The organism is Rhodococcus sp. PSi06 (assembly GCF_054960675.1).
Window position 1 is genome coordinate 73,003 of sequence record NZ_JBHNYO010000008.1, and the last position, 23,173, is coordinate 96,175.

Sequence of the window (23,173 nt, forward strand, 5' to 3'; positions counted from 1 at the left end):
AGGAGATTCGATGACCGAGAACTTCACCCTCACGCTCAGCTGCGGCCAGCGGCCGGGGATCGTCCGGGCCGTCAGTGCATTTCTGTTCGACAACGACTGCGACATCGCCGAACACCAACAGTTCGACGACTCGACGGACGGGTCGTTCTTCCTCCGCACCTCGTTCGTGGCCGGTGGCAGCACCGACATCGAGAAGCTGACCGAAAGCTTCCGCGAGGTGGCCGACCGATTCTCGATGATGTACACCTTCAACGGGTGCAGTCAGCCGCGCGTGCTCGTCATGGTCTCCAAGATGGGTCACTGCCTCAACGACCTCATCTTCCGTTGGCGCTCGCAGAACCTCGGCGGAGAACTGGTGGCCGTGGTGAGCAACCACGAGGTGCTGCGGCCGATGGCCGAGGCAGCCGGGCTGCCGTTCGTCCACGTTCCCGTCACCCCGAGCACCAAGGCCGAAGCCGAGCAGCGACTGCTCGACCTCGTCGCCGAATACGAGGTGGACCTGGTGGTGCTGGCCCGCTACATGCAGGTGCTCTCGGACGAGACGTGTCGAGCGTTGCACGGCAAAGCGATCAACATCCACCACTCGTTCCTGCCCGGCTTCAAGGGCGCGAAGCCCTACCACCAGGCCTTCGACCGGGGCGTCAAGCAGGTCGGAGCGACAGCGCACTACGTCACCCCCGACCTCGACGAGGGCCCGATCATCGAGCAGCAGGTCATTCGGATCGACCACACCCACGATCCGTCTCGTCTGGCCACCGTCGGACAGGACGCCGAGGCACTCGCACTCTCGCGAGCTGTCCGCTGGCACTGCGAGAACCGAGTGCTGCTGCACGGACACCGCACGGTGATCTTCAGCTGAACTCACAGACGAAGGGCCCGTACCGAATCGGTACGGGCCCTTCGTTGTTGCGGTGGCCTAGGAGTCGGGACCTCACACCCTTTCTGCCGAGTGCGCGCGTGTTCTCTGTGCGGAGAACATGCGCGCACCTTTCAGAAGGGGTGTGAGGTCTAGCGCTCCAGCCCTAACATTCGACGCTCTAACATTCGACGAAGTTGACCGGCACGTTGATTGCGAGGCCGCCGCTCGAGGTCTCCTTGTACTTCGAATGCATATCGGCCCCGGTGGAGCGCATCGTCTCGATCACCTGATCCAGGCTGACGCGATGAGTACCGTTACCGCGCAATGCCATCCGAGCGGCGTTGATCGCCTTGCCGGCCGAGATGGCGTTGCGTTCGATGCACGGAATCTGTACCAGCCCGCCGATGGGGTCGCACGTGAGACCGAGGCTGTGTTCCATCGCGATCTCGGCGGCGTTCTCCACCTGTTCGGGGGTGCCGCCCAGTACCTCGGCCAGACCGGCTGCGGCCATCGACGCCGCCGAACCCACCTCGCCCTGGCAGCCCACTTCGGCACCGGAGATCGACGCCATCTCCTTGTAGAGCGACCCGATCGCGCCTGCGGTGAGCAGGAAGCGCACCGTGCTGCCGTCGGGATCGGCGATGCCTGCAGCGGTGTAGCGAGTGGCGTAATGCAGCACGGCCGGGATGATGCCGGCCGCGCCGTTGGTGGGTGCTGTGACGATGCGTCCGCCGGACGCGTTCTCCTCGTTGACGGCGAGGGCGACGAGATTGACCCAGTCCTCGGCGAATTCGCTCGAGCGGTTCGGATCCTCGGCGTCGAGGCGGAGGAACCAGTCCCGTGCTCGACGCCGCACTCCCAGCGTGCCGGGGAGGTAGCCGTCGCGCGAAATGCCACGATTCTCGCATTCGACCATGACGTCACGGATGTGCAGCAGGCCGTCGCGAATCTCGCCCTGCGTCCGACGTTCGAGTTCGACCTCGGTCATGACGTCGCTGATACTGCAGCGTCGACGCTCGCAGAGCTGCAGTAGTTCCTTGGCAGACCCGAATCCGTTCGCGGAGGCGAGGGGCGCTACGGCCTCGACGCTTTCGGCTTCGGTCACCACGAAGCCTCCACCGACGGAGAAGTAGATTTCACTGTGCAGTTCGGTCGAATCTGCGGTGCGGGCAGTCAGCTTCATTCCGTTGGGATGGAACGGCAGAACCGTCAACGGACGCAGCACGATGTCGCCGACCGCCAGATCGATCTCTCGGACACCGCCGAAAAGGATGCGCCCGGTTGCCGCCATCGAAGCTTGCCGCTCTTCCATGACCTCGGTCGTAATGCTTTCGGGTGCATGGCCTTCCAGCCCGAGTAGCACGGCAGTCATGGTGCCGTGGCCCGCTCCGGTCGCGGCCAGCGAGCCGTACAGGTCCACGGTGACGTCTCGAACGTCCTCGAATGCCGACATGGTGCGCAGATCGTCGACGAATCGAGCGGCGGCGCGCATCGGGCCGACGGTGTGCGAACTCGACGGGCCGACGCCGACGGAGAAGAGGTCGAACACACTGATGGTCATGCGGACGTCCGAACTGCGCCGGTGGGCTCGCGCACGGTGAGGTCGCCGAACGACGCGGCCGCGGGAGTCAGCACGGCGAACAGCCAACCGGCACCCAGCGGATCGGCCGAGATGACCGACGGGTTTTCGCGCACAGCGGAATTGACGATCGTGACCATGCCGCTTGCCGGGGCGAACACCGTGACCGAGCCGGCGGAGGTGTGGATCGTCCCGCACGCCTCACCGGCGGTCAGCACGGTACGTACCGAAGGCAGGTCGACGCCGAGAATGTCGGACGCGCCGGGCAGTGCTTCCGACGTCACGCCCACGCGGCTCGGAGTCTGTGCGGGTGATCCGAACGGGTCGACGGCCATCCAGCCGTGGTCGGCGCTGAAGAGCCGGCGGGCGGAGGAGAGGGATGCGGTCATGAGGTGGCCTCGGCATTCGTCATGGATTGACCTGGATGTGAGTGCAGTTCGTCGAGCGATCGCACTGCCCGCATCACGGCCAGTGCGTCGATGGTGGCGGCGACATCGTGAACCCGCAGGAGGGATGCCCCGTTCTGGGCCGCGATGATCGCGGCGGCGAGCGATCCGGCGAGTCGTCCGTCGACCTCTCTGCCGGTGATGGCACCGATCATTCCCTTCCGCGACAGACCCGCCATGATCGGTCGCCCGGCCGCGGTGAGCGCCCGAAGACCCTGCAGCAGTTGTAGATTGTGTTCGAGAGTCTTCCCGAATCCGAAGCCGGGATCGACCATGATGCGGTATGCCGGGATTCCGGCTCGGATGCATTCGGCGGCCCGGTCGTCGAGAAACTGGCGCACCTCGGCGGCGACGTCGCCGTAGTGAGGGCGGTGCTGCATCGTCGCCGGTTCGCCTTGCATGTGCGTCAGGCACACGGCGACGTCCAGGTCGGCTGCTGCGGCGAGGGCACCCGGAAGGCGAAGAGCGCGAACATCGTTGATGACGCTCGCCCCGGCGCGCACCGCCTCTCTCATCACCTCGGGACGAGAGGTGTCGACCGACAGCGGTGTCGAGGTGAGCTTGGACAGCGCCTCGATCACCGGGACCACTCGGGCGATTTCCTCGTCGACCGTGGGAGGGATTGCCCCCGGCCGGGTCGACTCACCGCCGATATCGAGCAACTCGGATCCCTCGTCGACCATCGACAGTGCATGTGCCACAGCGCGATCCGAGTCCAGGAACATGCCGCCGTCGGAAAACGAATCCGGAGTCACGTTCACGATCCCGCAGACGACGGGATGTGCAGTCGTCAACCGGGTCAGCAGTCGGTCGCGCGCGTCGGCGGCCCGTGTTGCTGTGGATACGGTCGTGAGCACAGTGATCACCTCTTCTCTCGCGCAGTGCAACGGAAACGATCAGGCGTCGGTGTATTCCTCGGCCGCGTCGGTCAGCCAGGCCGCGAGATACCGTGCGAACGACGAGCGCACGAGGATGCGGTAGTCCGTTCCGGTGTCGTCACAGGCGATGAGGATCATCCCTGCCATCGCGAGCATCGTCTGTACCGTCGACCCGGCCGGAAAGACGCGGGGGTGCAGATCGATCGAGCATCCCTTCGCCAACACCTCGCGAGCTCGGGAACCGCTCAACCGCAGACTGGTTCGCTGCGCGGACACGTCCGTCGCTGCACCACGGTGCTCACGTACGGCCGAGCCGAGACGGTGTTCGAGCTCGACCGGATCGATGCCCGCTCCGATCACCAGCCACTCCTCGGGACCGAGCCAGATCGCCGTGGTGTTCGTGCCCTCGGCGACGCGGCCCGGTCCGGGGAGTTCGGTGCCGAGCTCGGTCGAGGCAGCGGCACCGCCCGGTCCGTTCGGGTCCACCCACAGGTCTATTCCAGCGAGGAAGGGTTCCTCCACGATGCGGACGGCAGGCGAGTCCGGCAGAGCTGTCTGCGCGAGCGGGCTTCTGGAGGCGAGTCGGTCAGCCATCACGGCGGTTACCTTCCGGGTCGACGAGTACGGAGCCGGTGACTTCCACGGCGACGAGGGTGTCGCCCACCGGGACGTGCAGGATGTCGCCGAGTCGGTCACGACCGGCTTCGAGCAGGGCCAACCCGAACGGCCGGCCCAGTTCTGCGCTGGCGTAACTCGACGTGACGTGGCCGAGCATCGGTACCGGCAGTTCGGGCAGGACACCGGTGTCGGAGTGTTCGATGATCTGCGAACCCTCCGGAAGGACGGTTTCGCGATCGACGGGCAGGAGTCCGACGAACTGCTTGCGCAACGGGTTCCGATTCTCGGCCCGGTCGAACGACCGCTTTCCGATGAAGTCGAGCTTCTTCTTCGATACCGCCCAGCTCATTCCGAGATCCTGCGGGGTGACGGTGCCGTCGGTGTCCTGACCGACGATCGGGTAACCCTTCTCGGCCCGAAGCACGTGCATGGTTTCGGTGCCGTAGGGGGTGATGCGGTACTTCTCACCCGCCGCGATCAGCTGCGACCACAGTGCGTGGGCGTGCCAGGAATCGATGTTCACCTCGAAGGCGAGTTCACCGGAGAAACTGATGCGCGCTACGCGCACCGGTACACCGTCGATCGAGGCATCTCGCCAGGCCATGAACGGGAACGCCTCGTTGGAGACGTCGATCTCGGGAAAGATCTCGCCGACGAGGTCGCGAGAGCGCGGCCCGACGACGGGGAAGGTGGCCCACTGCTCGGTCACCGACGTCAGCCGAACCGCGAGGTGCGGCCACTCGGTCTGCAGCCATTCTTCCATCCAGTCGAGCATTCCGGCCGCGCCACCGGTGGTGGTGAACACCTGGAATCGGTCGTCCGCCAACCGCATCACGGTGCCGTCGTCGATCACCATGCCGTCGGCACCGCACATCACGCCGTACCGCACCATGCCGACCTTCAGGTTGCTCATCATGTTCGTGTAGAACATGTCCAGCACCGCACCGGCGTCGGGACCCTGCACGTCGATCTTGCCCAGGGTCGAACCGTCGAGCATGCCGACTCCCGCACGCACGGCAGCACATTCGCGCAGCACGGCGTCGTGCATCTCTTCGCCGGGCAGTGGGTAGTAGCGTGGCCGCTTCCACTGTCCGACGTCCTCGAAGACCGCACCGCGGGCGACGTGCCAATCATGGACTGCGGTAACCCGTTCCGGGTCGAAGGCCATACCGCGATTGCGGCCGGCCAACGCCGCGAACGCCACCGGGGTGTACGGCGGGCGGAACGTGGTGGTGCCCAGGTTCTCCACCGGCTTGTCGAGCAGTTCGGCCACGATGCCCGAGGACACCACACCGGAGGTCTTGCCCTGATCGTGCGCGGTGCCGATCGTGGTGTAGCGCTTGATGTGCTCCATCGACGACATGCCCGCCCCGACAGCCCGGACCAGGTCGGCCACCGTCGCGTCGCGCTGCACGTCGACGAACTGGCTGTCGGCCCCGAAGTCGTCGCGTACCCGCCACAGCACCAGCGACGGGCTGCTGGGTACGGAATCGACCTCGGGTGCAGGGGTTTCCGAAACGGAGAAGCCCAGACGGTTCAGCGCGCCGGCCGCTGCCGAGCTGCCGCCACCGATGCAGCCGGCCAGGTCGAACACTCCCGAGGCCGACCCGGCGACACTGATGCCCTCGACGTCGTCTGCGGGAACGAATGCGCCGAGTGTGCCGTCGTAGCGCAGCTTTCCGCGGGCCTGGCTGAACAGGTGGACGGCGGGGTTCCAACCGCCGCTGACGAGCAGTACGTCGCACGCCACCGTGTCGGTGGCACCGTCGGCCCCGGTGACCAGTGCGTGGGTGACGCGGGTGTCGCCGCGGGTGCCGGAGACGACGCTTCCGGTGCGCACCTCGATACCGCGCTCGCGGCACAGGCCGAGCCAATGTTCCGGTGCCTCGGAGCGGGCCTCGACGATGCTCGCGATGCGGACCCCGGCGTCGTGCAGATCGACGGCGGCCTTGTACGCGCTGTCGTTGGTGGTGAAGACGACGGCCTCGGTTCCCACCGTCACGCCGTAGCGATGCAGGAATGTTCGTGCGCTGTCCGCCAACATGATTCCAGGGCGATCGTTGTCGGTGAACACGACGGGACGTTCGTGAGCGCCGGTGGCCACCAGTATGTGCCGCGATCGAATACGCCAGACGCGCTGACGGCTCAGTGCTGCAGGCGCTTCCAGACCCAGATGATCGGTGCGGCGCTCGAGCGCGAGGACGAAGCCGTCGTCGTAGGAACCGAACGCGGTGGTGCGGCGCAGCACCCTCGCATCGGGGAAGGTCGACAACTCGGTCACCGCGTCGGCCACCCAGTCCAACGCGGGCTTGCCGTCGATGACGTCGTCGGAGCCGAGGAGGGAGCCACCGAACTCGCACTGATCGTCGACGACGACCACACGAGCGCCGCTGCGGGCCGCGACCAATGCGGCCGTCAGACCGGCCGGGCCTGCGCCGACGACCAACAGGTCGGCGTGGGCGTGCATGGCGTCGTACTTGGCGGAGTCGGAGATCTCGGCGAGACGCCCCTGCCCGGGGATACCACGGGCGACCAGGCCGTCGTACAGTTCGATCGTCGTGGCGAGCAGCATCGGCTCGGGGAACGGCTCCTCGATCTGTACGAGTCCGCCGGTGTCCTCGGCCCACGCTGCGGTGAATCCTCGCGGCCTACCGAGCTTGATGCTGGTGGTGACCTGATGAATCCCGTTGGCGAGCAATGCAGATGCCAGCGTGTCGCCCGGGTGACCCTGCAGGGCCGAGCCGCCGAATGTGAATTCGAAGGTGCTCGTGCGGTCGATGCGGCCGCCGGATGCGGTGCGGAATGCGGTCATGGGTTCACCGGCTTCGGGTCGTCGAGGCGATAGACACTGTGGATTCGGTAGGTGGCGGTGTCTCGTACGGCGTTGAACCAACGCCGGCACCCTGCGCTGTGGCTCCACCGTTCGGCGAAGAGCCCCTTGGGGTTGTCGCGGAAGAACACGAAGTGCGCCCACTGTTCGTCGGTGAGGGCCGAGGGGTCCTCGGGGTAGGCGATGTGCGCCTGGCCGCCGTAGTGGAACTCGGTCTCTTCTCGACTCCCGCACCACGGGCATTCGATCAATTGCATTGCCACTCCAAGATTTCTCGTTCGGGTGCTGCGTGTGTCGGGGCGGAGAAACTAGTGCGCGACGCCTGCGGCACCGTGCTCGTCCACCAGCGCGCCGGTGACGAATCGGTCCAGGCTGAACGGTGCGATGTACTCGTGTACCTCGTCGTTGGCGATGGTGTCGGCCAGGCACCAACCGGCACCGGGGGTCGCCTTGAATCCGCCTGTGCCCCAACCGCAATTGAGGAACGCGTTGTCGAACGGCGTGCGCCCGACGATGGGGGAGGCGTCGGGACAGACGTCGACGATGCCGGCCCAGGTGCGCAGCAGATGCGCGCGAGCGAACACGGGGAACAGCTCGACTGCAGCGGCCATCTGTCGTTCGATGATGTGGAACGCACCGCGCTGGCCGTAACCGTTGTAGGAGTCGACGCCTGCACCCATCACCAGTTCGCCCTTGTGGGCCTGAGAGACGTAGACGTGCACGGCATTCGACATGACCACCGTGGGATGCACCGGCTCGAGCAACTCCGAGACGAGGGCCTGCAACGGATGGCTCTGCAGCGGAGTCTTGATGCCGAGCATGTCCGTCAGCGTCGAGGTGTGGCCGGCCGCGCACAGTGCCACCTGGCCGGTAGCGATGTCGCCGCGGGTGGTCTTGACGCCGGTGACGCGGTTGCCGTCGGTGGTGAAACCGGTGACCTCGCAGTTCTGGATGATGTCGATACCGGCAGCGTCGGCGCGTCGGGCAAATCCCCAGGCGACGTAGTCGTGCTTGGCGATGCCGGCGCGCGGCTGATACGTCGCGCCGAGCACCGGGTAGCGAATGTCGCTGGAGATGTTGACGATCGGGCACAGCTTCTTGACCTCGTCGGGGTCCACCCACTGAGCGTCGATGCCGTTGAGTCGGTTGGCTTCGACGCGTCGTACGCTGTCGCGCACGTCCTGCAGGCTGTGCGCGAGGTTGAGGACTCCGCGCTGGCTGAACAGGATGGGGTAGTCGAGGTCGTCGGCGAGCCCTTCCCACAGCTTCAGGGAGTGCTCGTAGATGCGTGCGCTCTCGTCCCACAGGTAGTTCGAGCGGATGAGGGTGGTGTTGCGCGCCATGTTGCCGCCGGCGAGCCACCCCTTCTCCAGCACAGCCACATTGGTGATGCCGTGGTTCTTGGCGAGGTAGTGCGCTGTGGCCAGGCCGTGTCCGCCGCCGCCGATGATCACGACGTCGTAGGACTTCTTCGGCTCGGGGTTGCGCCACAGAAAGTCCGGGTGGTCGGGCAGATGTGCGCCCGGTGGGGTTGCGGGGGCGGTCATCGGTAGCCTTCCGTCAGGTCGGGGTAGAGGGGGAACTGCGCGGCGACGGCTTCGACCCGGGTGCGCAGTGCATCGAGTCCGCGGTCGTCGGTGTCGGGACGCAACGCGTGGGCGATGACGTCGGAGACCTCGGCGAACGCCGTGGCGTCGAGGCCGCGGGACGCCAGAGCCGGGGTGCCGATCCGGACTCCGGAGCTCACCATGGGCGGCCGGGGATCGAACGGAACCGCGTTGCGATTCACCGTGATTCCGACGTGATGGAGTCGGTCCTCGGCCTGCTTGCCGTCGAGTTCGGACTTGCGGAGGTCCACGAGAACGAGGTGGACGTCGGTGCCGCCCGAGACCACGTCGATGCCCGCGGCTGCGGCGTCGTCGGTCAGCAGTCGATCGGCCAGGATCTTCGCGCCTTCGAGGGTGCGCTCCTGCCGTTCCCGGAAGTCCTCTTCGGCAGCGAGTTTGAAGGACACTGCCTTGGCTGCGATGACGTGCTCGAGCGGTCCGCCCTGCTGACCGGGAAAGACCGACGAGTTGAATTTCTTCGCCAGAGCGGCGTCGTTGGTGATGATCACACCGCCGCGTGGGCCGCCGAGCGTCTTGTGCGTGGTGGAGGTGACCACATGTGCGTGCGGTACCGGCGACGGGTGCAGTCCGGCGGCGATCAGGCCTGCGAAGTGCGCCATGTCCACCATCAGGTAGGCACCGACGTCGTCTGCGATGCGGCGGAATTCGGCGAAGTCGAGGTGACGCGGGTAGGCGGACCAGCCGGCCATGATCAGTTTGGGGCGGTGCTCGTGGGCGAGGCGCTCGACCTCCTCCATGTCGACGAGATGGTCGTGCTCGCCGACGTGATAGGCCGAGACGTCGTACAGCTTGCCCGAGAAGTTGAGCTTCATGCCATGGGTGAGGTGTCCGCCGTGGGCGAGTGCGAGTCCGAGGATGGAATCACCGGGCTGCAGCAGTGCCGCCATCGCAGCGGCGTTGGCCTGCGCCCCGGAGTGCGGCTGCACGTTGGCGAACGACGACCCGAACAGGGCATTGAGCCGGTCGATCGCGAGTTGCTCGATGACGTCGACGTTTTCGCATCCGCCGTAGTAGCGCCGGCCGGGGTAGCCCTCGGCGTACTTGTTGGTCAGTACCGAGCCCTGCGCCTGCATGACGGCCAGTGGCGCGAAGTTCTCGCTGGCGATCATTTCCAGGGTGTTCTGCTGGCGGCCGAGCTCGGCACTGATCGCGCGGTGCACCTCGGGGTCGAGATCGGCGAGGACACGGTTCGTCACGCCTCTCGGGTGCGGTGCCGTCGCCGTCGGTGCGAAGTCCTGCGTCAAGATGGCCGCCCTTCTGGAAGATCAATGGTCTGGAACTGATATATCAAGATGCCAATAGAGTAAGATCACAAAGCAGGGCCGTCAAGGGCGGGGCAGCGACCGGGAGTGAGTACAGAAGATGACAATCGGAATGCAACCGGTGATCGATGCAACGCAGTCCGTCGGGACCAATGCCGATCGAGCCTACGAAATAATGCGTGAGCAGCTGATCATGCTGGAAATCCGGCCGGGCGAGCCCATCAACGACGACCGCCTGGCCGAGCAGTTGGGGCTGGGCCGCACGCCTATTCGTGAGGGTCTCAAACGACTCGAACGGGAGCGACTCGTCGTGGCCTATCCCCGACGCGGAACCTTCGCGACCGCCGTCGACATGACCGACCTGGCCAACATCTCCGAGATCCGTAAGCAGCTCGAGCCCGCGGCTTCGGCGCGAGCGGCCCGCACGGCCACCCGAGCAGCGCGAGACCGGTTGGCCGAGCTCGCGGATTCGATCGCGAGCATCGACGACACCGACGATTCACGTGAGGTACTCCGCAAAGATGTTGCGGTGCATCGGGAGATCTATCGGGCATCGGGGAACCCCCACCTCGAAGATATTCTGGTCAGCCTGGACGCGCACGCCACGCGCATCTGGTGCCTGTTTCTCGACCGACTGCCGAACGTGGCCGGCCACGTTCGCGAGCACGTCGTCTTGCTGCAGGCCATCATCGACGGCGACGCGGACACCGCTGCCGAACTGACTCTCGAGCACGTCACCGGCTTCGAGAACGCGATCAGGGAACTGTTGTAGCGGCAGAAATCGTTCGGAGTTCGCCGACCTTCGCGTGTGACACTGATCGCCATGAAGCGGTTTATACGCTGTGTTCTCGTGTTGTCCGTGGTCACGCCACTGACGGTGGTTCTGATGTTCGCTCGACCGGGGGCCGCACACGCGTGTAGCTGTGCCTACTTTCAGGGTGGCTCGGAGTTGGATCGGCAACTCGCGGACTTTGCCCGCGGAGAGAATGCGGTCTTCATCGGTACGCCGGTCGCCGAGCGGCGAGATGATCTCACGCTGTACTACGACTTCGACGTCCGTGAAATCTTTCGAGGTGAGGTCGGCGAAACAACGACCATCTCCACTGCACGTGAGAGCGCTGCGTGTGGCACCACCTTCGATCTGAAGGAGGAGTACCTGGTGTTCGCGACGACCTACGGCACTCAGGATGCGCCATGGGCGGTCGATTCGTGCTCGGCGACAACCTATTCCGACGACGTGAAGACCGTTGCCGCAACGACGAAACAGTTCGGGCAGCCACAGCAGGTGGCCGTCGACGACGGTATTGCGGTCGTTCCGGTGGTCTCGATCGGGGTCGGTGTGATCGCTGCGGCAGCCGGCGGTGCAGCGGGGTGGAGTCTGTACAGAAGGCGATCGGGATATGCCGCGGACGAGTAACGAGACCTCGTCAGAGTGCACCGACCCCGCCCAGGACAGCGTCGACGAGATTTTCGGCGTAGACGCGGTCGGTCTCGGCTCGATCGGAATCGTCTCGATGCGAGAAGATGACGTGGCTGAATACCGCTCCGGTCACCAGTTCGAGAATCCGCGTCGTATCGGCCGACTCGGGTAGTTCGCCCCTGCTCTGAGCGCGGTGCACGATGAGACGCGCCGCGACCAAGCGGCTCTTGTTGAGTGACTCCATCATTCGACCCAACAGATCGGGGTACACCCGTGCGTCGAGGGCGACCCGCAGACTGACCAACCCGGCTGTTCCTCGGTAACCCTGCAGCAGCTGCACCGCCAGTTCGACCAGATCCGCTCGCAGCGTTCCGAGGTCAATCGGCGTGGCGAGCGGACTGCGAGCTTCCAGCGCATCGACGACCAGAGCGCCCTTCGATTCCCACCGTCGGTAGAGCGCGGCCCTGCCGACGGACGCGCGGCGGGCAACGGCGTCGAGGGTGAAGCCGGACCAACCCCTTTCCCAATAGACCTCGAGCACTGCGTCGTACACGCGGTCCTCCAGATCGGGATCGCGCGGCCGGCCCCGTCGGTTCCTGGCTTCCTCGGTCACCCACAAATTGTTGCATCTGCCCGGCATTGCGGACAATCTGTGTCTGTAATAGGTTTCCGGTCATGAGTTCTGCACGCCACGAGGCGTCGACGGTGGATCCGACGCGTGTTCCGGTGATCGTGGCTATCGGAGAAGCCAGTGGCCGCGGCGAACCCGTCGGCGTCGAACCGATCGACTTGGTTGCGCTCGCGACGACGTCCGCCCTCGAGAATTCGCGCACGTCGGAGCCATGGATTGGCCGGGCGGACAGCATCGCGTTCTGCCATATCGCGAGCTGGGCGTACGCGAGCCCCGCCGCAGCGCTCGCCCGTCGGTTCGACGCCACACCCGTAGATCTGTTCGATGCTCCGATCGGTGGGCAATGGCCTGCGCGCCTTCTCGACCGCGCTGCCGAGCGCATCGCGTTCGGGGAGTCGACGGTGGCGGTGATCGCGGGCGGTGAGGCTCAGGCCACGATGAGTGCGCTGGTCAAGGCCGGACGAGACCCGGTGCGGGACGGGGGATGGAGCGCAGACCCGGGAGGTCCGCCCAGCTTCGATCTCGATCAACTCGGAAGCGCCGCAATGCAACAGGCCGGACTGATTTCACCGGTGCGGATCTACCCTTTGTTCGAGAGCCGATTCAGATTCGAGTCCGGCCTGGATCCGGTTGCACGGCAGGCCGAGTGCAGCGAACTGTATGCCGCGTTCTCCACTGTCGCCGAGAAGAATCCGTACTCGTGGAACGGCCGCGCGCGGACGGCTGAAGATATCGGCACGCCGTCGCCGAAGAACCGCATCGTCTGCGAGCCGTATCCGCTGTCGATGAACGCCATGCCTTTCGTCGACCAGGCGGCGTGCATCGTGGTGACGAGTCTGGCCGAAGCCCGTGAACGCGGCGTTCCCGAGAGCGACATCGTGTACGTCTGGGGTGGTGCGGGTGCCGAAGACACCGTGGACATCCTCGAGCGCAACAGCTTCGGACATTCTGCGGCGATGGAACACGCACTCGATCGAGCGCTGGATGCAGCGGAGATCGGGGTCGATCAACTGGACGTGTTGGACGTCTACAGCTGCTTCCCGATCGTGCCGACCCTGGCCGCTCGCCACCTCGGAACGCCGACGTCCTTGCTTCCCAGCGTGACCGGCGGGCACTCCTCTTTCGGTGGACCACTCAGTAGCCACTCGCTGCATTCGATCACCGCATCGGTTCGGGAGATCCGCGGTGGTAAGAGTCATTCGCTGGTGCATGCCAACGGCGGCTACCTGACCTATCACCACTCCGTGCTGTTGAGTGGCGATCAGCATCCGCTCGGCTACATCGGAAACCCCGAACCCGCGGTGCTGCAATCCGATTCGCCTTCTACGGCACCGGTCCAGGACGGTGACCTCGTGGTGGAGACCGTCTCGGTCGAGCATTCACGCCAGCAGGAGCCGAACCAGGCTTTCCTCGTCGCACGGGACGAGCACGGACGACGCGTCGCCGCACAGACAGCACCCGGGGACGTCGCCAGTGCCCATGCGCTGTCCCTCTATCGCAGCGAACCTGCACGCGAAATCATCGGCACCACAGTCACTGTCGATATCATCGAAGGGAACATTCGTGTCCGAAGCAGCTAGCCCCGAACCTGTCGTATCGACGAGGCGCGAAGGCCACGTACTGGTCGTCACGATCAACCGGCCGAAAGCCGCCAACAGCATCGACGCCCGAGTGCACACGCTGCTCGGACAGGCGTGGGAGTCGGCCGAGGCCGACCGCGACATCCGGGCGATCGTCTTGACCGGTGCTGGTTCGGCAACATTTTGTGGCGGTGCCGATCTGAAGGCCCTCGGCACCGGAGGTCCGGCCGCGGTGACCCCGCCCGAGACCGAACAGTGGGGCTTCGCCGGGATCGTCCAACACCCGATTTCGGTTCCGATCATCGCGGCCGTGAATGGGTCGGCGATGGGAGGCGGAACCGAGATCGCTCTGGTGTCGGACATGGTCGTCGCGTCGGAAACGGCAGTATTCGGCTTGCCCGAGATTCGCCGGGGGTTGATAGCCGGTGCAGGGGGAGCCTTCAGACTCATGGCCGCGGTACCGGAACACATTGCGTTGGAAATGATCCTGACCGGGCAGCCGATCTCCGCGCAGGAGGCTGCGAGGTGGGGACTGGTCAACAGGGTGGTCCCGTCCACCGACGTCCTCGACACCGCACTCGGTCTCGCTCGGCTCTGCGCGGAGGGTGCCCCGCTCGCGGTGCGGGCATCGAAGCGACTGGCCCGACGCATCACCGACGGCACCATTGCGCACGAGGACAGGTCGTGGCAACAGAACCGTGAGGAATTGGACCGACTCACCACGACGAAAGACGTGGTCGAAGGCATCACCGCATTCCTGCAGAAACGCGACCCCACGTGGACCGCGCAGTGAGCGTTCGATGCCGATGAACACTGTTACCGAAGCGTGACCTGCTTAGCGCAAGTAACGGAGTCGAGCCCGAGGCGATAGACCGGGCACGATATTCGTCGCGAGTGGGGAGTCGTCATGAGAGTGCGATCGTTCGGATCTGCAATGTTGGCGGTGGTTGCCATCGCCACCCTGACGGCATGCGGCGGCAACGACACCGGTCCCGCGCCCCAGGCGGCACCCCCGTCGACCCCTGCGGCCGTTGCCCCACCAGCGGCTCCGGTCGAGAACGCGCCCTCGGAAAGTCCGGTGGCCGTGGAGCCGGACGATGGATCGGGGCCGAGCGAGGCGTCGGTGGCGACGCCGACCGCTGTACTGCCCCCTGCTCAGCCCAGCGTGGACGAGCCGCCCGTTCAGGATCCGGTGCAGCCGGAGATTCCTCCTGTATCGAACCCGGGTGACGACGACCTCGCGTCGACGATCATGGGGGATTGGCAGCGGCACGCGAGCATTCTTCATCTCGATCCCGACCCGGCGAGCAGCACGTTCTCCACCGGATCGAGTTGCTGCGACGTCGAAACCTGGACGGCCACCTACACCCCGATCGGTGACGACAAAGAGGACGGCGTGGTCGTCACGCTGGTGGAGCGCACGTTCCTGGCCGGTGACGGACTGGGCGGAGTGCTGTACGCGGGCAAGCGATTCGAGGCCTCACCGAGTATCGGATACAACGACACCCGAGTGTTGATGACCTACGATCTGGGCGACGCTCCCGGAGTGAACACGTGGTGCCGATCCGGTCACGGCGTTCCCGAATGCGGTGCCTGACGTACCGCGGTCACCGCGATCCTGGCCGCATGGCCGATGGCCTGATCGACCAGCGGGAGGTACAGGTCCATTCGCGCCGCCCTGGTGAACACCGACACCGCGACGGGCTTCTCGCCGGGAAAGGTCACCACGGCAACCTCGTTGCGAATGGGGCCGATGGTGCCCGTCTTGCCTGCGACCTGCACATCCGGGTACGGAATCCCGCTGCGAATTCGATGCGGCCATATCTGCTGAGCAAGAACCTCCTTCATGTACCGGCATTGCGTAGGTGACGCCGCGGTGCCCAGCCAGATCGAGCGCAGAACGGTATTGCTGTCACGGGGTGTGGTGCACGAGGTGTACGCCGGATCGAAGCCCGCGCTGTCGATCACCGTGTAATTGCTCGCCGGTAAGCCCAGCGCTTCGTCAGCGCTCAATCGGCCTGTGTCCCGCACGATCTGCTCACCCAGAGTCTTCGTACCACCGACGATCCGAGTCTGTTCCAGCCCGAGGTCGTCGATCACTCGGGAGAGCGCATCCAGGCCCAGGGCGCCGAGAAGCGCATCGGCAGCGGCATTGTCGGAGACGGTGATCATCGACCGTGCGATGTCGCGCCAGCTCATGCTCACCGGATCCGCGTAGGTCGCGATGCCCGTTGGTCCGGGGCTGCACTGGGCCGGAACGAGTCGTATCGAATCGGTGGCTGTCAGTGATCCCGCGTCGAATGCCCGTGCCGCCGCGACCAAAGCCACGATTTTCCATACCGACGCGGCGACGACGGGATCGTCTCCCTCGTGTTCGACGACTGTGCCGGTGCCGTCGATCCTTTCGGCGCGTACCCAACCGCGGCAGCCCGCGTCGGCGAACACTGCGCGCAGTTGCTCCTCGGTCGAATTCACTGCCGGGCCTGCAACAGGATTCGATCGACGAGATCGACCAGATAGTCCGATTCGTCCGTGCGGCGCACGATCCGCACTCGCAGGGCCACGTCGTCGGAAACGAGGTCGAGATGCTCGGTGCCGGGTAGGACCGGGCTCGCGGCCGGCACGAGAGCGAAACAGCGACCCGATGCAACACTGATCGAGATGTCGCGAAAGCTGTTCGCAATGAACACCTCTGGATCGAGGGCATGGCGACGGAACACGTCGAGCAACAGATCGTGCGCGGGTGGATTCGCAGTTCGCGGCGTGGTGGCGAAGGCGAGGTCGGACAGCATGGTCAGTCGTGGCCGCTCGGCTCGAGCCGACCGGTGACCTGCAGGCACACTGACACGTCGGGGCAATGCGATGACCGGACCGGCCACCAGTCGATCGAGAACCACCGGGTGATCTATCACTGCAACGTCGAGTTCGTGGGCGCGCACGCTGTCCAGCAAAGACACTGCGCCGCCGGTCACCACCCGCGCCCGGACTCCGACGGACGCGGCGATGCGTGCGGCCACTGCATCGTCGAGTTGGGGGACGATGCCGATGCGGACCGTTCTGGACTCGGTGAGTGACTCCGCTGTGCTGCTCAAGCGGCGGGCGTCGTCGACGATCAACCGGGCCCGCGGCAACAGTGCAGCACCGTGTTCGGTGACGGCGGCACCATCGGGTGTCCGCTCCACGAGCGTGAGACCCAGGTGCTTCTCCAAAGCCTTGATCGCCCGAGACACGGGTGGTTGCGTCACGCCGAGAGTGGCCGCTGCGCGGCCGAAGTGGCGTTCTTCGGCGACGGCGACGAAATACTCGAGATGGCGAACAAGATCCACCGGCCTATTGAAACACGGTCACCTGCCGCGATACCGAAGAGGAATGATGCGGCAGCGCCTCGGGACTTGGCCCGGGGGTGACGGGATGTGATCGGGTGAGACCATGCGTACCTCGACATCCACCCGACTGATCACCGTGATCGCAGCGGCGGCGCTGACCGCAGGCGTGTCCTGTTCCTCGACAACAACTACCGAACCCCCGCGGTCCGACACCAGTAGTTCCCAGTCCCTGAGCGGTGCCACGAGCGAACAGCCCAGTGCCGACCAGGCATATGCGGATCTCGAGGGCAGAGAGCGGGCACGGCTGGGCGTCAGTGCCGTCGATCTGGCGTCCGGTGCTACCGAAAGCAACCGTGGTGATGAGCGTTTCGCGTTCTGCTCGACGTTCAAGGTGTACGCCGCCGGTGCCGTCCTCGCAGCCGTCGACGCGGGCAGGTTGCAGCTCACCGACACCAGGACGATCACCGCGGAAGACAAGGTGCCCGAGTCCGCCGTCGACTGGCAGCCAGGCTCGGTCGTTACCCTCGCTGACCTGGCCTCGGCCGCACTGACCAAGAGTGACAACACATCCGGCAACCTGCTCATTCGCGAGGCAGGTGGTACCGCGGCACTCACCGACTTCGCGCGGTCGCTGGGGGATACCGAATTCAGACTCGATCGCACCGAGCCGGAACTGAACACGGCCATCCCGGATGATCCGCGGGACACCACGACACCCAACTCCATGGCGGCCGGCTATCGAACCCTGCTCGACGGCGATGTGCTGACGGCGGCGTCGCGAGAACAATTGTTGGACTGGATGGCCGGCACCGAGACGTCCACGGCCCGCTTCCGTGCGGGAATCCCGTCGCAATGGACCTCGGCGGACAAGACCGGAACCGGCAGCTACGGCGTCTCAAACGATGCGGGACTGCTGCTCGGACCCGATGGACAGCGGATCTTGTTGGTCGTCCTCAGTGCCACTGCGTCGGGTGCAGAGGACTCACCGGCCATGAACGCCCTCGTCGCCGACGCGACGCGGACGGTAGTGGATCAGCTGAGCTGATCTCAGCTCTCGGGCTGCCGGACGGCGTCGACCAGGGGCACGAGTTGCGGCTCGCCGCGTCTGCAATCGAACGTCGATGTGTCGGGATCTATCGTGGGAATATGCGTATCGACGACCTCGATCCCGAATTGATGCGGTTGGTTTCCGATGTGCCGGCGCTGGATTTTCGGGACATTCCCGCGGCGCGGGCTGCGGCGGACGGTCCTCTGGAGCCACCACCCTCGGGTGTGCAGGTCCGGAACACGACCGCGACGTTCGCGGGGCACTCCGTCGGAGTTCGGCTCACCGTCCCACATCCCGCGGCAGATCATGCGATGCCCGTCGTCGTAGAAATGCACGGTGGCGGGTTCGCGTTGGGTTCGGCGGCCTCGAACGACGCACGCAATGCAGAGCTCGCTGTGGCTCTGCATTGCGTCGTCATCGCGGTCGACTACCGACTGGCCCCTGAGTTCCCCTATCCCGCAGCCGTTCACGACTGCATCACCGCTGTGCGCTGGGCGATGGACGCGGCCGCCGGCATCGGCGGTGACCCGCTGCGGATCGGTCTGCTGGGAACGAGCGCGGGAGCGTGTCTGGCCGCGTGTACCGCGTTGGAACTTCGTGACAGCGGTGACCCGAGCTTGGTGATGCAGGCACTGATCGAGCCTGCGCTCGACGACAGGCCGGACACACCGTCGATGCAACAGGGTGTCGACGCGGTGTTCTGGAACGCCGGGAACGCCATCTTGAGTTGGCAGCACTACCTCGGGGACCGAGCTCCGGACGAGAACACCTCTCCGGCTCGACGACAGGACCTGTCGGGGTTGCCGCCGACCTATCTCACGGTCAACGAATTGGATCCGCTACGTGATCAGGGCATGGAATACGCCCGCAGTCTTCTGGCGGCCGGGAACAGAGTCGAATTCCATTGCTGGCCGGGCGCATTCCACGGCTTCACCATGTTCGATACGGCGTTGTCTCGTCGCACTCGTGCCGTGGATCTGGCTGCGATGGACCGTGTGCTCAATCCTCCCGCGGCAGTCGAGTTGGACTAAGCGACCAGATTGCTGACAGCCCAGGCCATGTGTGCACGCACCGCAGCGGTGGCGGTGTCGGGGATCCCGGCCTCGATCGCGTCGACCATCTCGTGGTGGCGGTCGGCATTCATGTTGCCGACCGCGCGGTCGCGTCCGGCGTACATGATGGACATGCGAATGGAACCTTCGAGGCTGGTCCACGAGTGCAGCAGGGTCTCGTTGTCGGCCGATCGACACAGCAGCCGATGAAAGTCGAGATCTGCCTCGATGCGGTCGTCGAGTGTCTCGTCCTTCGGTGCTTTGCTCATCAAATCCAATGCCGCGCGTAACTCGGCGACGATACGAGGCCGCTCGGGGTGGCGAGCGACCTCGGCGGCGGCCAAACCTTCGAGCGCGCCGCGCACCGAGAAGATGTCCTGAATTTCCTTGGTGTCGAGGTGACGAACATGCAGGCGGCCACGCGCGCCGGTGACGACGAGGCCTTCCTGCTGCAGCTGTCGCAGTGCCTCGCGCAGGGTTCCTCGACTGATCTGCAGTCGCTCGGAGAGCTCGGTCTCGACCAACGAGCTGCGCGGCCGAAGCTCACCGCTGGTGATGGCGGAACGTAGGGCAGTGACCGCCTGCTGACGCAGATTGGTCTTCTGCAGTCCGAGAAGTGCGCCGGGTTGCCCCATGGCGGGGGCTCCTTTCGTCGATGACGTCCCACTGCAGACAGTCGACTGATAGCTGTCGACAGTGAGTCTACGGTGCTGCGTCCCGTCGCACCGTGGCGACTTCTCGGACCGCACGTCCGTCAGAGTTCGGCCATGATGCGAGATTCGATGCTCGACGTCGACAGGCCATAGCGATCGTGCAGTGTGGGCAACGCACCTGCAGCGAGGAACTCGTCGGGCAACGAGATGGCACCTACCTTCTTGCCGAGTCCACGCTCCACGATCGCCGAGGCGACGGTCTCGAACAGTCCGCCGATCCTCGTGTGGTTCTCGCAGGTGAACGCCAATCGTGGCGTATCCAGTTGCGCCAGAACGGTATCGGCGTCGAACGGCTTGATGGTCGGGGTGTGGACCACTGCGACGTCGATGTTGTGCTTCTCCAGGTTCTTCGCTGCCTGCAACGCGCGCATCGTCATCAGTCCACTCGACACCAGCACCACATCGTTGCCCGGACGGATGACCTTGGCCTTGCCGAGCTCGAAGGTGTAATCGTATTCGTCGAGCACGGTCGCCACCTTGCCGCGAAGCAGGCGCAGGTACGTCGGCCCGTCGGAGGCAGCGAGTTGGGGCACTGCCGCACTGATGTCCACCGAGTCGCAGGGATCGACGATCGTCAGGTTCGGCATTCCGCGAAAAATAGCGATGTCCTCGGTCGCCTGATGGCTCGGCCCGTATCCCGTGGTGAGGCCGGGCAGGCCGCCGATGATGTTGACGTTCAGATTGGGCTCGGCGATATCGAGGCACAGGAAGTCGTATGCCCGACGGGCAGCGAACACCGAGTACGTCGATGCGAACGGGATCAGTCCGGTCTCGGCCATGCCGGCGGAGGCTCCGAGAAGCAACTGCTCGGCCATGCCCATCTGGAAGAAGCGATCCGGAAACGCCTGGGCGAAGATGTGCATGTCGGTGTACTTGGCGAGATCGGCGCTGAGGCCGACGATCTTGTCGTTGTTCTGCGCGGCCTGGACCAGGGCGTGACCGAAGGGGGCGTCGGCGGTGCGTTGGCCGGGATCGACGAACGAGGCGATCATGGCCGATGTCTTCAGCTTCGGGGGCGTGGTGGTGGTCATGCCTGAACCTCGTTTTCCTGCAGGTAGGTCGGGTCGGTGAAACGTTCGGTCAACTGATCGCGGCAGATGCTCCACTCGCTCTCGTCGATGCGCATGAAATGTGCCTTCTCCCTGTTCTCGAGCAAGGGAACACCGAATCCGATCTTGGTGTCGCAGATGACGATCGACGGTGTCCCGACGGGCTCGGCTGCGGCGCAAGCGGAATCGAAGGCTTCCGAGAGAGCAGCGGGATCGTTACCGTTCACGCGGTAGACGTTCCAGCCCATCGCGGCCCACTTCTCGTGGACGGGCTCGATTCCGAGTACGCCTGCTGTCGGGCCGTCCGCCTGAAGTGCGTTCATGTCGACCATCGCGATGAGGTTGCCGAGTCGATGGTGATGGGCTCCCATCGCGGCCTCCCACGTCGAACCCTCGTCGAGTTCGCCGTCGGAGAGAAAGTTGAACACTCGGGACGCGGAGTTCTGGTGGCGGAGTCCGAGGGCCATCCCCACTGCGACGGTCAGTCCGTGGCCGAGCGATCCGCCGGAGATTTCCATACCCGGTGTGTAGGTGGCCATTCCGGACATCGGGAGTCGGGACTCATCCGAGCCGTACGTCTCGAGCTCGTCGACCGGCACGATGTTCGCTGCGGCCAGGGCGGCGTAGAGGCCGATGGCGTAGTGGCCGGTGGAGAGCAGGAAGCGATCACGTTCGGACCATTCCGGGTCGTCGGCCCGGTACTTCAATCGGTCGGCGTAGACAGCGGCGAAGATGTCGGCAGCTCCGAGGGCCTGCCCTACGTAGCCCTGTCCCTGAGCCTCGCCCATATCGATGACGTGGTGTCGCATGGCGTATGCGAACTCGGCTGCGCGTTGGATCTTGGCCGTCGAGTCATCAAGTGTTGCTTCGGTTATCGTGCTCACAGTAGTTCCTTTGCGCGGGTGGTGGCCGGAAAATCCGCCGGGGTGTCGAGTTCTGCCTGTGCTGCGAGGCGGCGCTCGGTGGGGCCCCAGGTTTCCTTGGTGGCGAGAGCGGAGCCGAGCCCGATCAGGGCGTAGGCGATGAACAGTAGGGCCGGCCCGAGCCATCCGAGCCAGACGAACAGCAGCGTGGTGATGAACGGTGTGAAGCCCGAGACCATTGCCGAGATCTGGTACGCGAGTGAGGCTCCCGACGCGCGACGGGAAGCGTCGAACAGTTCGGGGAACCAGGCGCCCTGTGAGCCGGCAAGTGCGTTCTGGCATACGGCGTAGGCGAGAACGATGGTGGCGACGACGAACAGGAACAGGCCGGTGTTGACGAGGAGGAACATCGGTATCGCGAACACGGCACCGAAGGTGCAGACCGCGATGTATAGGGGCCGTCGCCCGATCCGGTCGGTGAGAGCGGCCCAGCCGGTGGTGGCGAAGATCCCGATGAACGAGGCGATGCACAGAGCGGTGATGGTCTCGGAGGTGCTCGCCAGTTCTTGGGTGTGCAGGTAGGAGATCATGTAGGTGACGGACACTGCGTATCCTGCGGTTTCGGCGATGCGAAGGCCGATGCCACGCAGGATGTTTCGCCAATCGTGCTTGATTGCTTCCTTGATCGGCGACTTGGAGACACCGGCCTCTTTCACGTCGTCGAACACCGGCGACTCGGGGACCTTGGATCGGATGATCAGGCCGACTGCGACCAGCACGATGCTGAAGAGGAAGGGAACTCGCCACGCCCAGTCTCCGCCGAGGTGGACGCTTCCGAGGAATACGAGGTTGGCCAGTAGTAGTCCCACCGGGAAGCCGGCCTGCACGATGCCGGTGAACTTGCCCTTCTTGCGCCACGGCGCGTGCTCGTAACTCATCAGGATCGCGCCACCCCATTCGGCACCGAAGGCGAGACCCTGAATGATGCGTACCACCACGAGCAGGATCGGCGCGACGATGCCGGCCTGGGCGTATGTGGGTAGCAAGCCGATCGCGAAGGTGGCGAGGCCCATCAGGATCAGGGAGCCCACGAGTACCGGTTTGCGGCCCACTCGATCTCCGAGATGGCCTCCGACGATTCCGCCGAGAGGGCGGGCCGCGAACCCGACGCCGAGCGTGGCGAACGCGGCGAGCGTGCCGGTCACCGAGTTGGAGCCGGGGAAGAATGCGGTTCCGAAGTACAGGGCGGCGGCGGTGCCGAAGCCGATGAAGTCGTACGTTTCGATGACGGCACCGACCGATGATCCGACGGCGACGCGCTTGGCGTCCTTCGTGCCGTGAACCGGTCCGCGCATCTGCAGAGCATCTGTGCTCATGGGGACTCTCCTGCT

General features: G+C 65.2%; 23 protein-coding genes. 8 read left to right on the forward strand and 15 right to left on the reverse strand.

Going from position 1 to position 23,173, the window contains the following annotated elements:
* The first annotated feature begins 10 nt into the window (after positions 1 to 10).
* On the forward strand, positions 11 to 859 hold the full coding sequence (gene purU / locus ACFI9K_RS12145) for a formyltetrahydrofolate deformylase (RefSeq protein WP_462663727.1): 849 nt from the start codon (positions 11 to 13) through the stop codon (positions 857 to 859).
* Positions 860 to 1,037: 178 nt separating this feature from the next.
* Here the strand turns inward: purU and ACFI9K_RS12150 are convergent, their stop codons facing one another.
* The 8 genes from ACFI9K_RS12150 to glyA are packed head-to-tail and all read right to left on the reverse strand — an operon-like array spanning position 1,038 to position 10,034.
* Positions 1,038 to 2,420, reverse strand: coding sequence for an L-serine ammonia-lyase (locus ACFI9K_RS12150; RefSeq protein WP_462663728.1), 1,383 nt, complete (start codon positions 2,418 to 2,420; stop codon positions 1,038 to 1,040).
* On the reverse strand, positions 2,417 to 2,827 hold the full coding sequence (locus tag ACFI9K_RS12155) for a glycine cleavage system protein H (RefSeq protein ID WP_462663729.1): 411 nt from the start codon (positions 2,825 to 2,827) through the stop codon (positions 2,417 to 2,419). The genes ACFI9K_RS12150 and ACFI9K_RS12155 overlap by 4 nt, the downstream gene beginning before the upstream one ends.
* On the reverse strand, positions 2,824 to 3,741 hold the full coding sequence (gene folP, locus ACFI9K_RS12160) for a dihydropteroate synthase (protein ID WP_462663730.1): 918 nt from the start codon (positions 3,739 to 3,741) through the stop codon (positions 2,824 to 2,826). The genes ACFI9K_RS12155 and folP overlap by 4 nt, the downstream gene beginning before the upstream one ends.
* Before the next feature lie 39 nt (positions 3,742 to 3,780).
* A complete protein-coding gene (locus ACFI9K_RS12165) occupies positions 3,781 to 4,356 on the reverse strand; it encodes a sarcosine oxidase subunit gamma (protein WP_462663731.1) in 576 nt (191 codons plus the stop codon).
* The gene (locus ACFI9K_RS12170; protein WP_462663732.1) at positions 4,349 to 7,192 is read right to left on the reverse strand and encodes a 2Fe-2S iron-sulfur cluster-binding protein; all 2,844 of its coding nucleotides are present in this window, start codon (positions 7,190 to 7,192) and stop codon (positions 4,349 to 4,351) included. The genes ACFI9K_RS12165 and ACFI9K_RS12170 overlap by 8 nt, the downstream gene beginning before the upstream one ends.
* Positions 7,189 to 7,467, reverse strand: coding sequence for a sarcosine oxidase subunit delta (locus ACFI9K_RS12175; protein WP_027494732.1), 279 nt, complete (start codon positions 7,465 to 7,467; stop codon positions 7,189 to 7,191). Before ACFI9K_RS12175 ends, ACFI9K_RS12170 begins: the two co-directional genes overlap by 4 nt.
* A gap of 51 nt (positions 7,468 to 7,518) precedes the next feature.
* Positions 7,519 to 8,757, reverse strand: coding sequence for a sarcosine oxidase subunit beta family protein (locus tag ACFI9K_RS12180; RefSeq protein ID WP_462663733.1), 1,239 nt, complete (start codon positions 8,755 to 8,757; stop codon positions 7,519 to 7,521).
* Positions 8,754 to 10,034 carry a serine hydroxymethyltransferase gene (gene glyA, locus ACFI9K_RS12185; RefSeq protein WP_462663878.1) on the reverse strand — a complete coding sequence of 427 codons (1,281 nt, stop codon included), beginning with the start codon at positions 10,032 to 10,034 and terminating at the stop codon, positions 8,754 to 8,756. Before glyA ends, ACFI9K_RS12180 begins: the two co-directional genes overlap by 4 nt.
* A 166-nt stretch (positions 10,035 to 10,200) precedes the next feature.
* Here glyA and ACFI9K_RS12190 point away from each other — a divergent pair, with 166 nt between their 5' ends.
* Both ACFI9K_RS12190 and ACFI9K_RS12195 read left to right on the forward strand, forming a co-directional pair.
* On the forward strand, positions 10,201 to 10,872 hold the full coding sequence (locus ACFI9K_RS12190) for a GntR family transcriptional regulator (protein ID WP_462663734.1): 672 nt from the start codon (positions 10,201 to 10,203) through the stop codon (positions 10,870 to 10,872).
* Positions 10,873 to 10,923: 51 nt separating this feature from the next.
* On the forward strand, positions 10,924 to 11,517 hold the full coding sequence (locus tag ACFI9K_RS12195; RefSeq protein WP_462663735.1) for a hypothetical protein: 594 nt from the start codon (positions 10,924 to 10,926) through the stop codon (positions 11,515 to 11,517).
* 10 nt (positions 11,518 to 11,527) lie between these two features.
* Here ACFI9K_RS12195 and ACFI9K_RS12200 read toward each other — a convergent pair whose 3' ends face one another.
* Complete coding sequence (locus tag ACFI9K_RS12200) at positions 11,528 to 12,133, reverse strand: TetR/AcrR family transcriptional regulator (RefSeq protein ID WP_462663736.1); 606 nt, start codon at positions 12,131 to 12,133, stop codon at positions 11,528 to 11,530.
* Positions 12,134 to 12,195: 62 nt separating this feature from the next.
* On the opposite strand from ACFI9K_RS12200, the gene ACFI9K_RS12205 reads away from it, so the two are divergent.
* From ACFI9K_RS12205 to ACFI9K_RS12215, 3 genes are all read left to right on the forward strand, one after another.
* Entirely contained in the window at positions 12,196 to 13,731 is a 1,536-nt protein-coding gene (locus tag ACFI9K_RS12205; protein ID WP_462663737.1) for an acetyl-CoA acetyltransferase, read from the forward strand.
* Entirely contained in the window at positions 13,715 to 14,524 is an 810-nt protein-coding gene (locus tag ACFI9K_RS12210) for an enoyl-CoA hydratase/isomerase family protein (RefSeq protein ID WP_462663738.1), read from the forward strand. The genes ACFI9K_RS12205 and ACFI9K_RS12210 overlap by 17 nt, the downstream gene beginning before the upstream one ends.
* A gap of 114 nt (positions 14,525 to 14,638) precedes the next feature.
* A complete protein-coding gene (locus ACFI9K_RS12215; protein ID WP_462663739.1) occupies positions 14,639 to 15,328 on the forward strand; it encodes a hypothetical protein in 690 nt (229 codons plus the stop codon).
* On the opposite strand, the gene ACFI9K_RS12220 is transcribed toward ACFI9K_RS12215, so the two are convergent.
* Together ACFI9K_RS12220 and ACFI9K_RS12225 are read right to left on the reverse strand one after the other, a co-directional pair.
* The gene (locus tag ACFI9K_RS12220; RefSeq protein WP_462663740.1) at positions 15,301 to 16,206 is read right to left on the reverse strand and encodes a serine hydrolase; all 906 of its coding nucleotides are present in this window, start codon (positions 16,204 to 16,206) and stop codon (positions 15,301 to 15,303) included. The two genes, ACFI9K_RS12215 and ACFI9K_RS12220, sit on opposite strands and share 28 nt — an antisense overlap.
* A complete protein-coding gene (locus ACFI9K_RS12225; RefSeq protein ID WP_462663741.1) occupies positions 16,203 to 17,057 on the reverse strand; it encodes a LysR family transcriptional regulator in 855 nt (284 codons plus the stop codon). The genes ACFI9K_RS12220 and ACFI9K_RS12225 overlap by 4 nt, the downstream gene beginning before the upstream one ends.
* A gap of 103 nt (positions 17,058 to 17,160) precedes the next feature.
* Here ACFI9K_RS12225 and bla point away from each other — a divergent pair, with 103 nt between their 5' ends.
* Both bla and ACFI9K_RS12235 read left to right on the forward strand, forming a co-directional pair.
* Complete coding sequence (bla, locus tag ACFI9K_RS12230) at positions 17,161 to 18,102, forward strand: class A beta-lactamase (protein WP_462663742.1); 942 nt, start codon at positions 17,161 to 17,163, stop codon at positions 18,100 to 18,102.
* A 101-nt stretch (positions 18,103 to 18,203) separates the two neighbouring features.
* On the forward strand, positions 18,204 to 19,136 hold the full coding sequence (locus ACFI9K_RS12235) for an alpha/beta hydrolase (protein ID WP_462663743.1): 933 nt from the start codon (positions 18,204 to 18,206) through the stop codon (positions 19,134 to 19,136).
* On the opposite strand, the gene ACFI9K_RS12240 is transcribed toward ACFI9K_RS12235, so the two are convergent.
* The 4 genes from ACFI9K_RS12240 to ACFI9K_RS12255 all read right to left on the reverse strand — a co-directional run bounded on the left by ACFI9K_RS12240 (position 19,133) and on the right by ACFI9K_RS12255 (position 23,158).
* Positions 19,133 to 19,792 carry a GntR family transcriptional regulator gene (locus tag ACFI9K_RS12240; RefSeq protein WP_462663744.1) on the reverse strand — a complete coding sequence of 220 codons (660 nt, stop codon included), beginning with the start codon at positions 19,790 to 19,792 and terminating at the stop codon, positions 19,133 to 19,135. The two genes, ACFI9K_RS12235 and ACFI9K_RS12240, sit on opposite strands and share 4 nt — an antisense overlap.
* A 119-nt stretch (positions 19,793 to 19,911) precedes the next feature.
* Positions 19,912 to 20,901, reverse strand: a complete 990-nt coding sequence (locus ACFI9K_RS12245; RefSeq protein WP_462663745.1) for a transketolase family protein — start codon at positions 20,899 to 20,901, stop codon at positions 19,912 to 19,914.
* Positions 20,898 to 21,728: a transketolase gene (locus ACFI9K_RS12250; RefSeq protein ID WP_462663879.1), complete on the reverse strand. Its 831-nt coding sequence runs from the start codon at positions 21,726 to 21,728 to the stop codon at positions 20,898 to 20,900. The genes ACFI9K_RS12245 and ACFI9K_RS12250 overlap by 4 nt, the downstream gene beginning before the upstream one ends.
* A 71-nt stretch (positions 21,729 to 21,799) precedes the next feature.
* Positions 21,800 to 23,158 (reverse strand): MFS transporter, encoded by a 1,359-nt coding sequence (locus ACFI9K_RS12255; protein WP_462663746.1) that lies wholly within the window; start codon positions 23,156 to 23,158, stop codon positions 21,800 to 21,802.
* Positions 23,159 to 23,173: the final 15 nt, after the last annotated feature.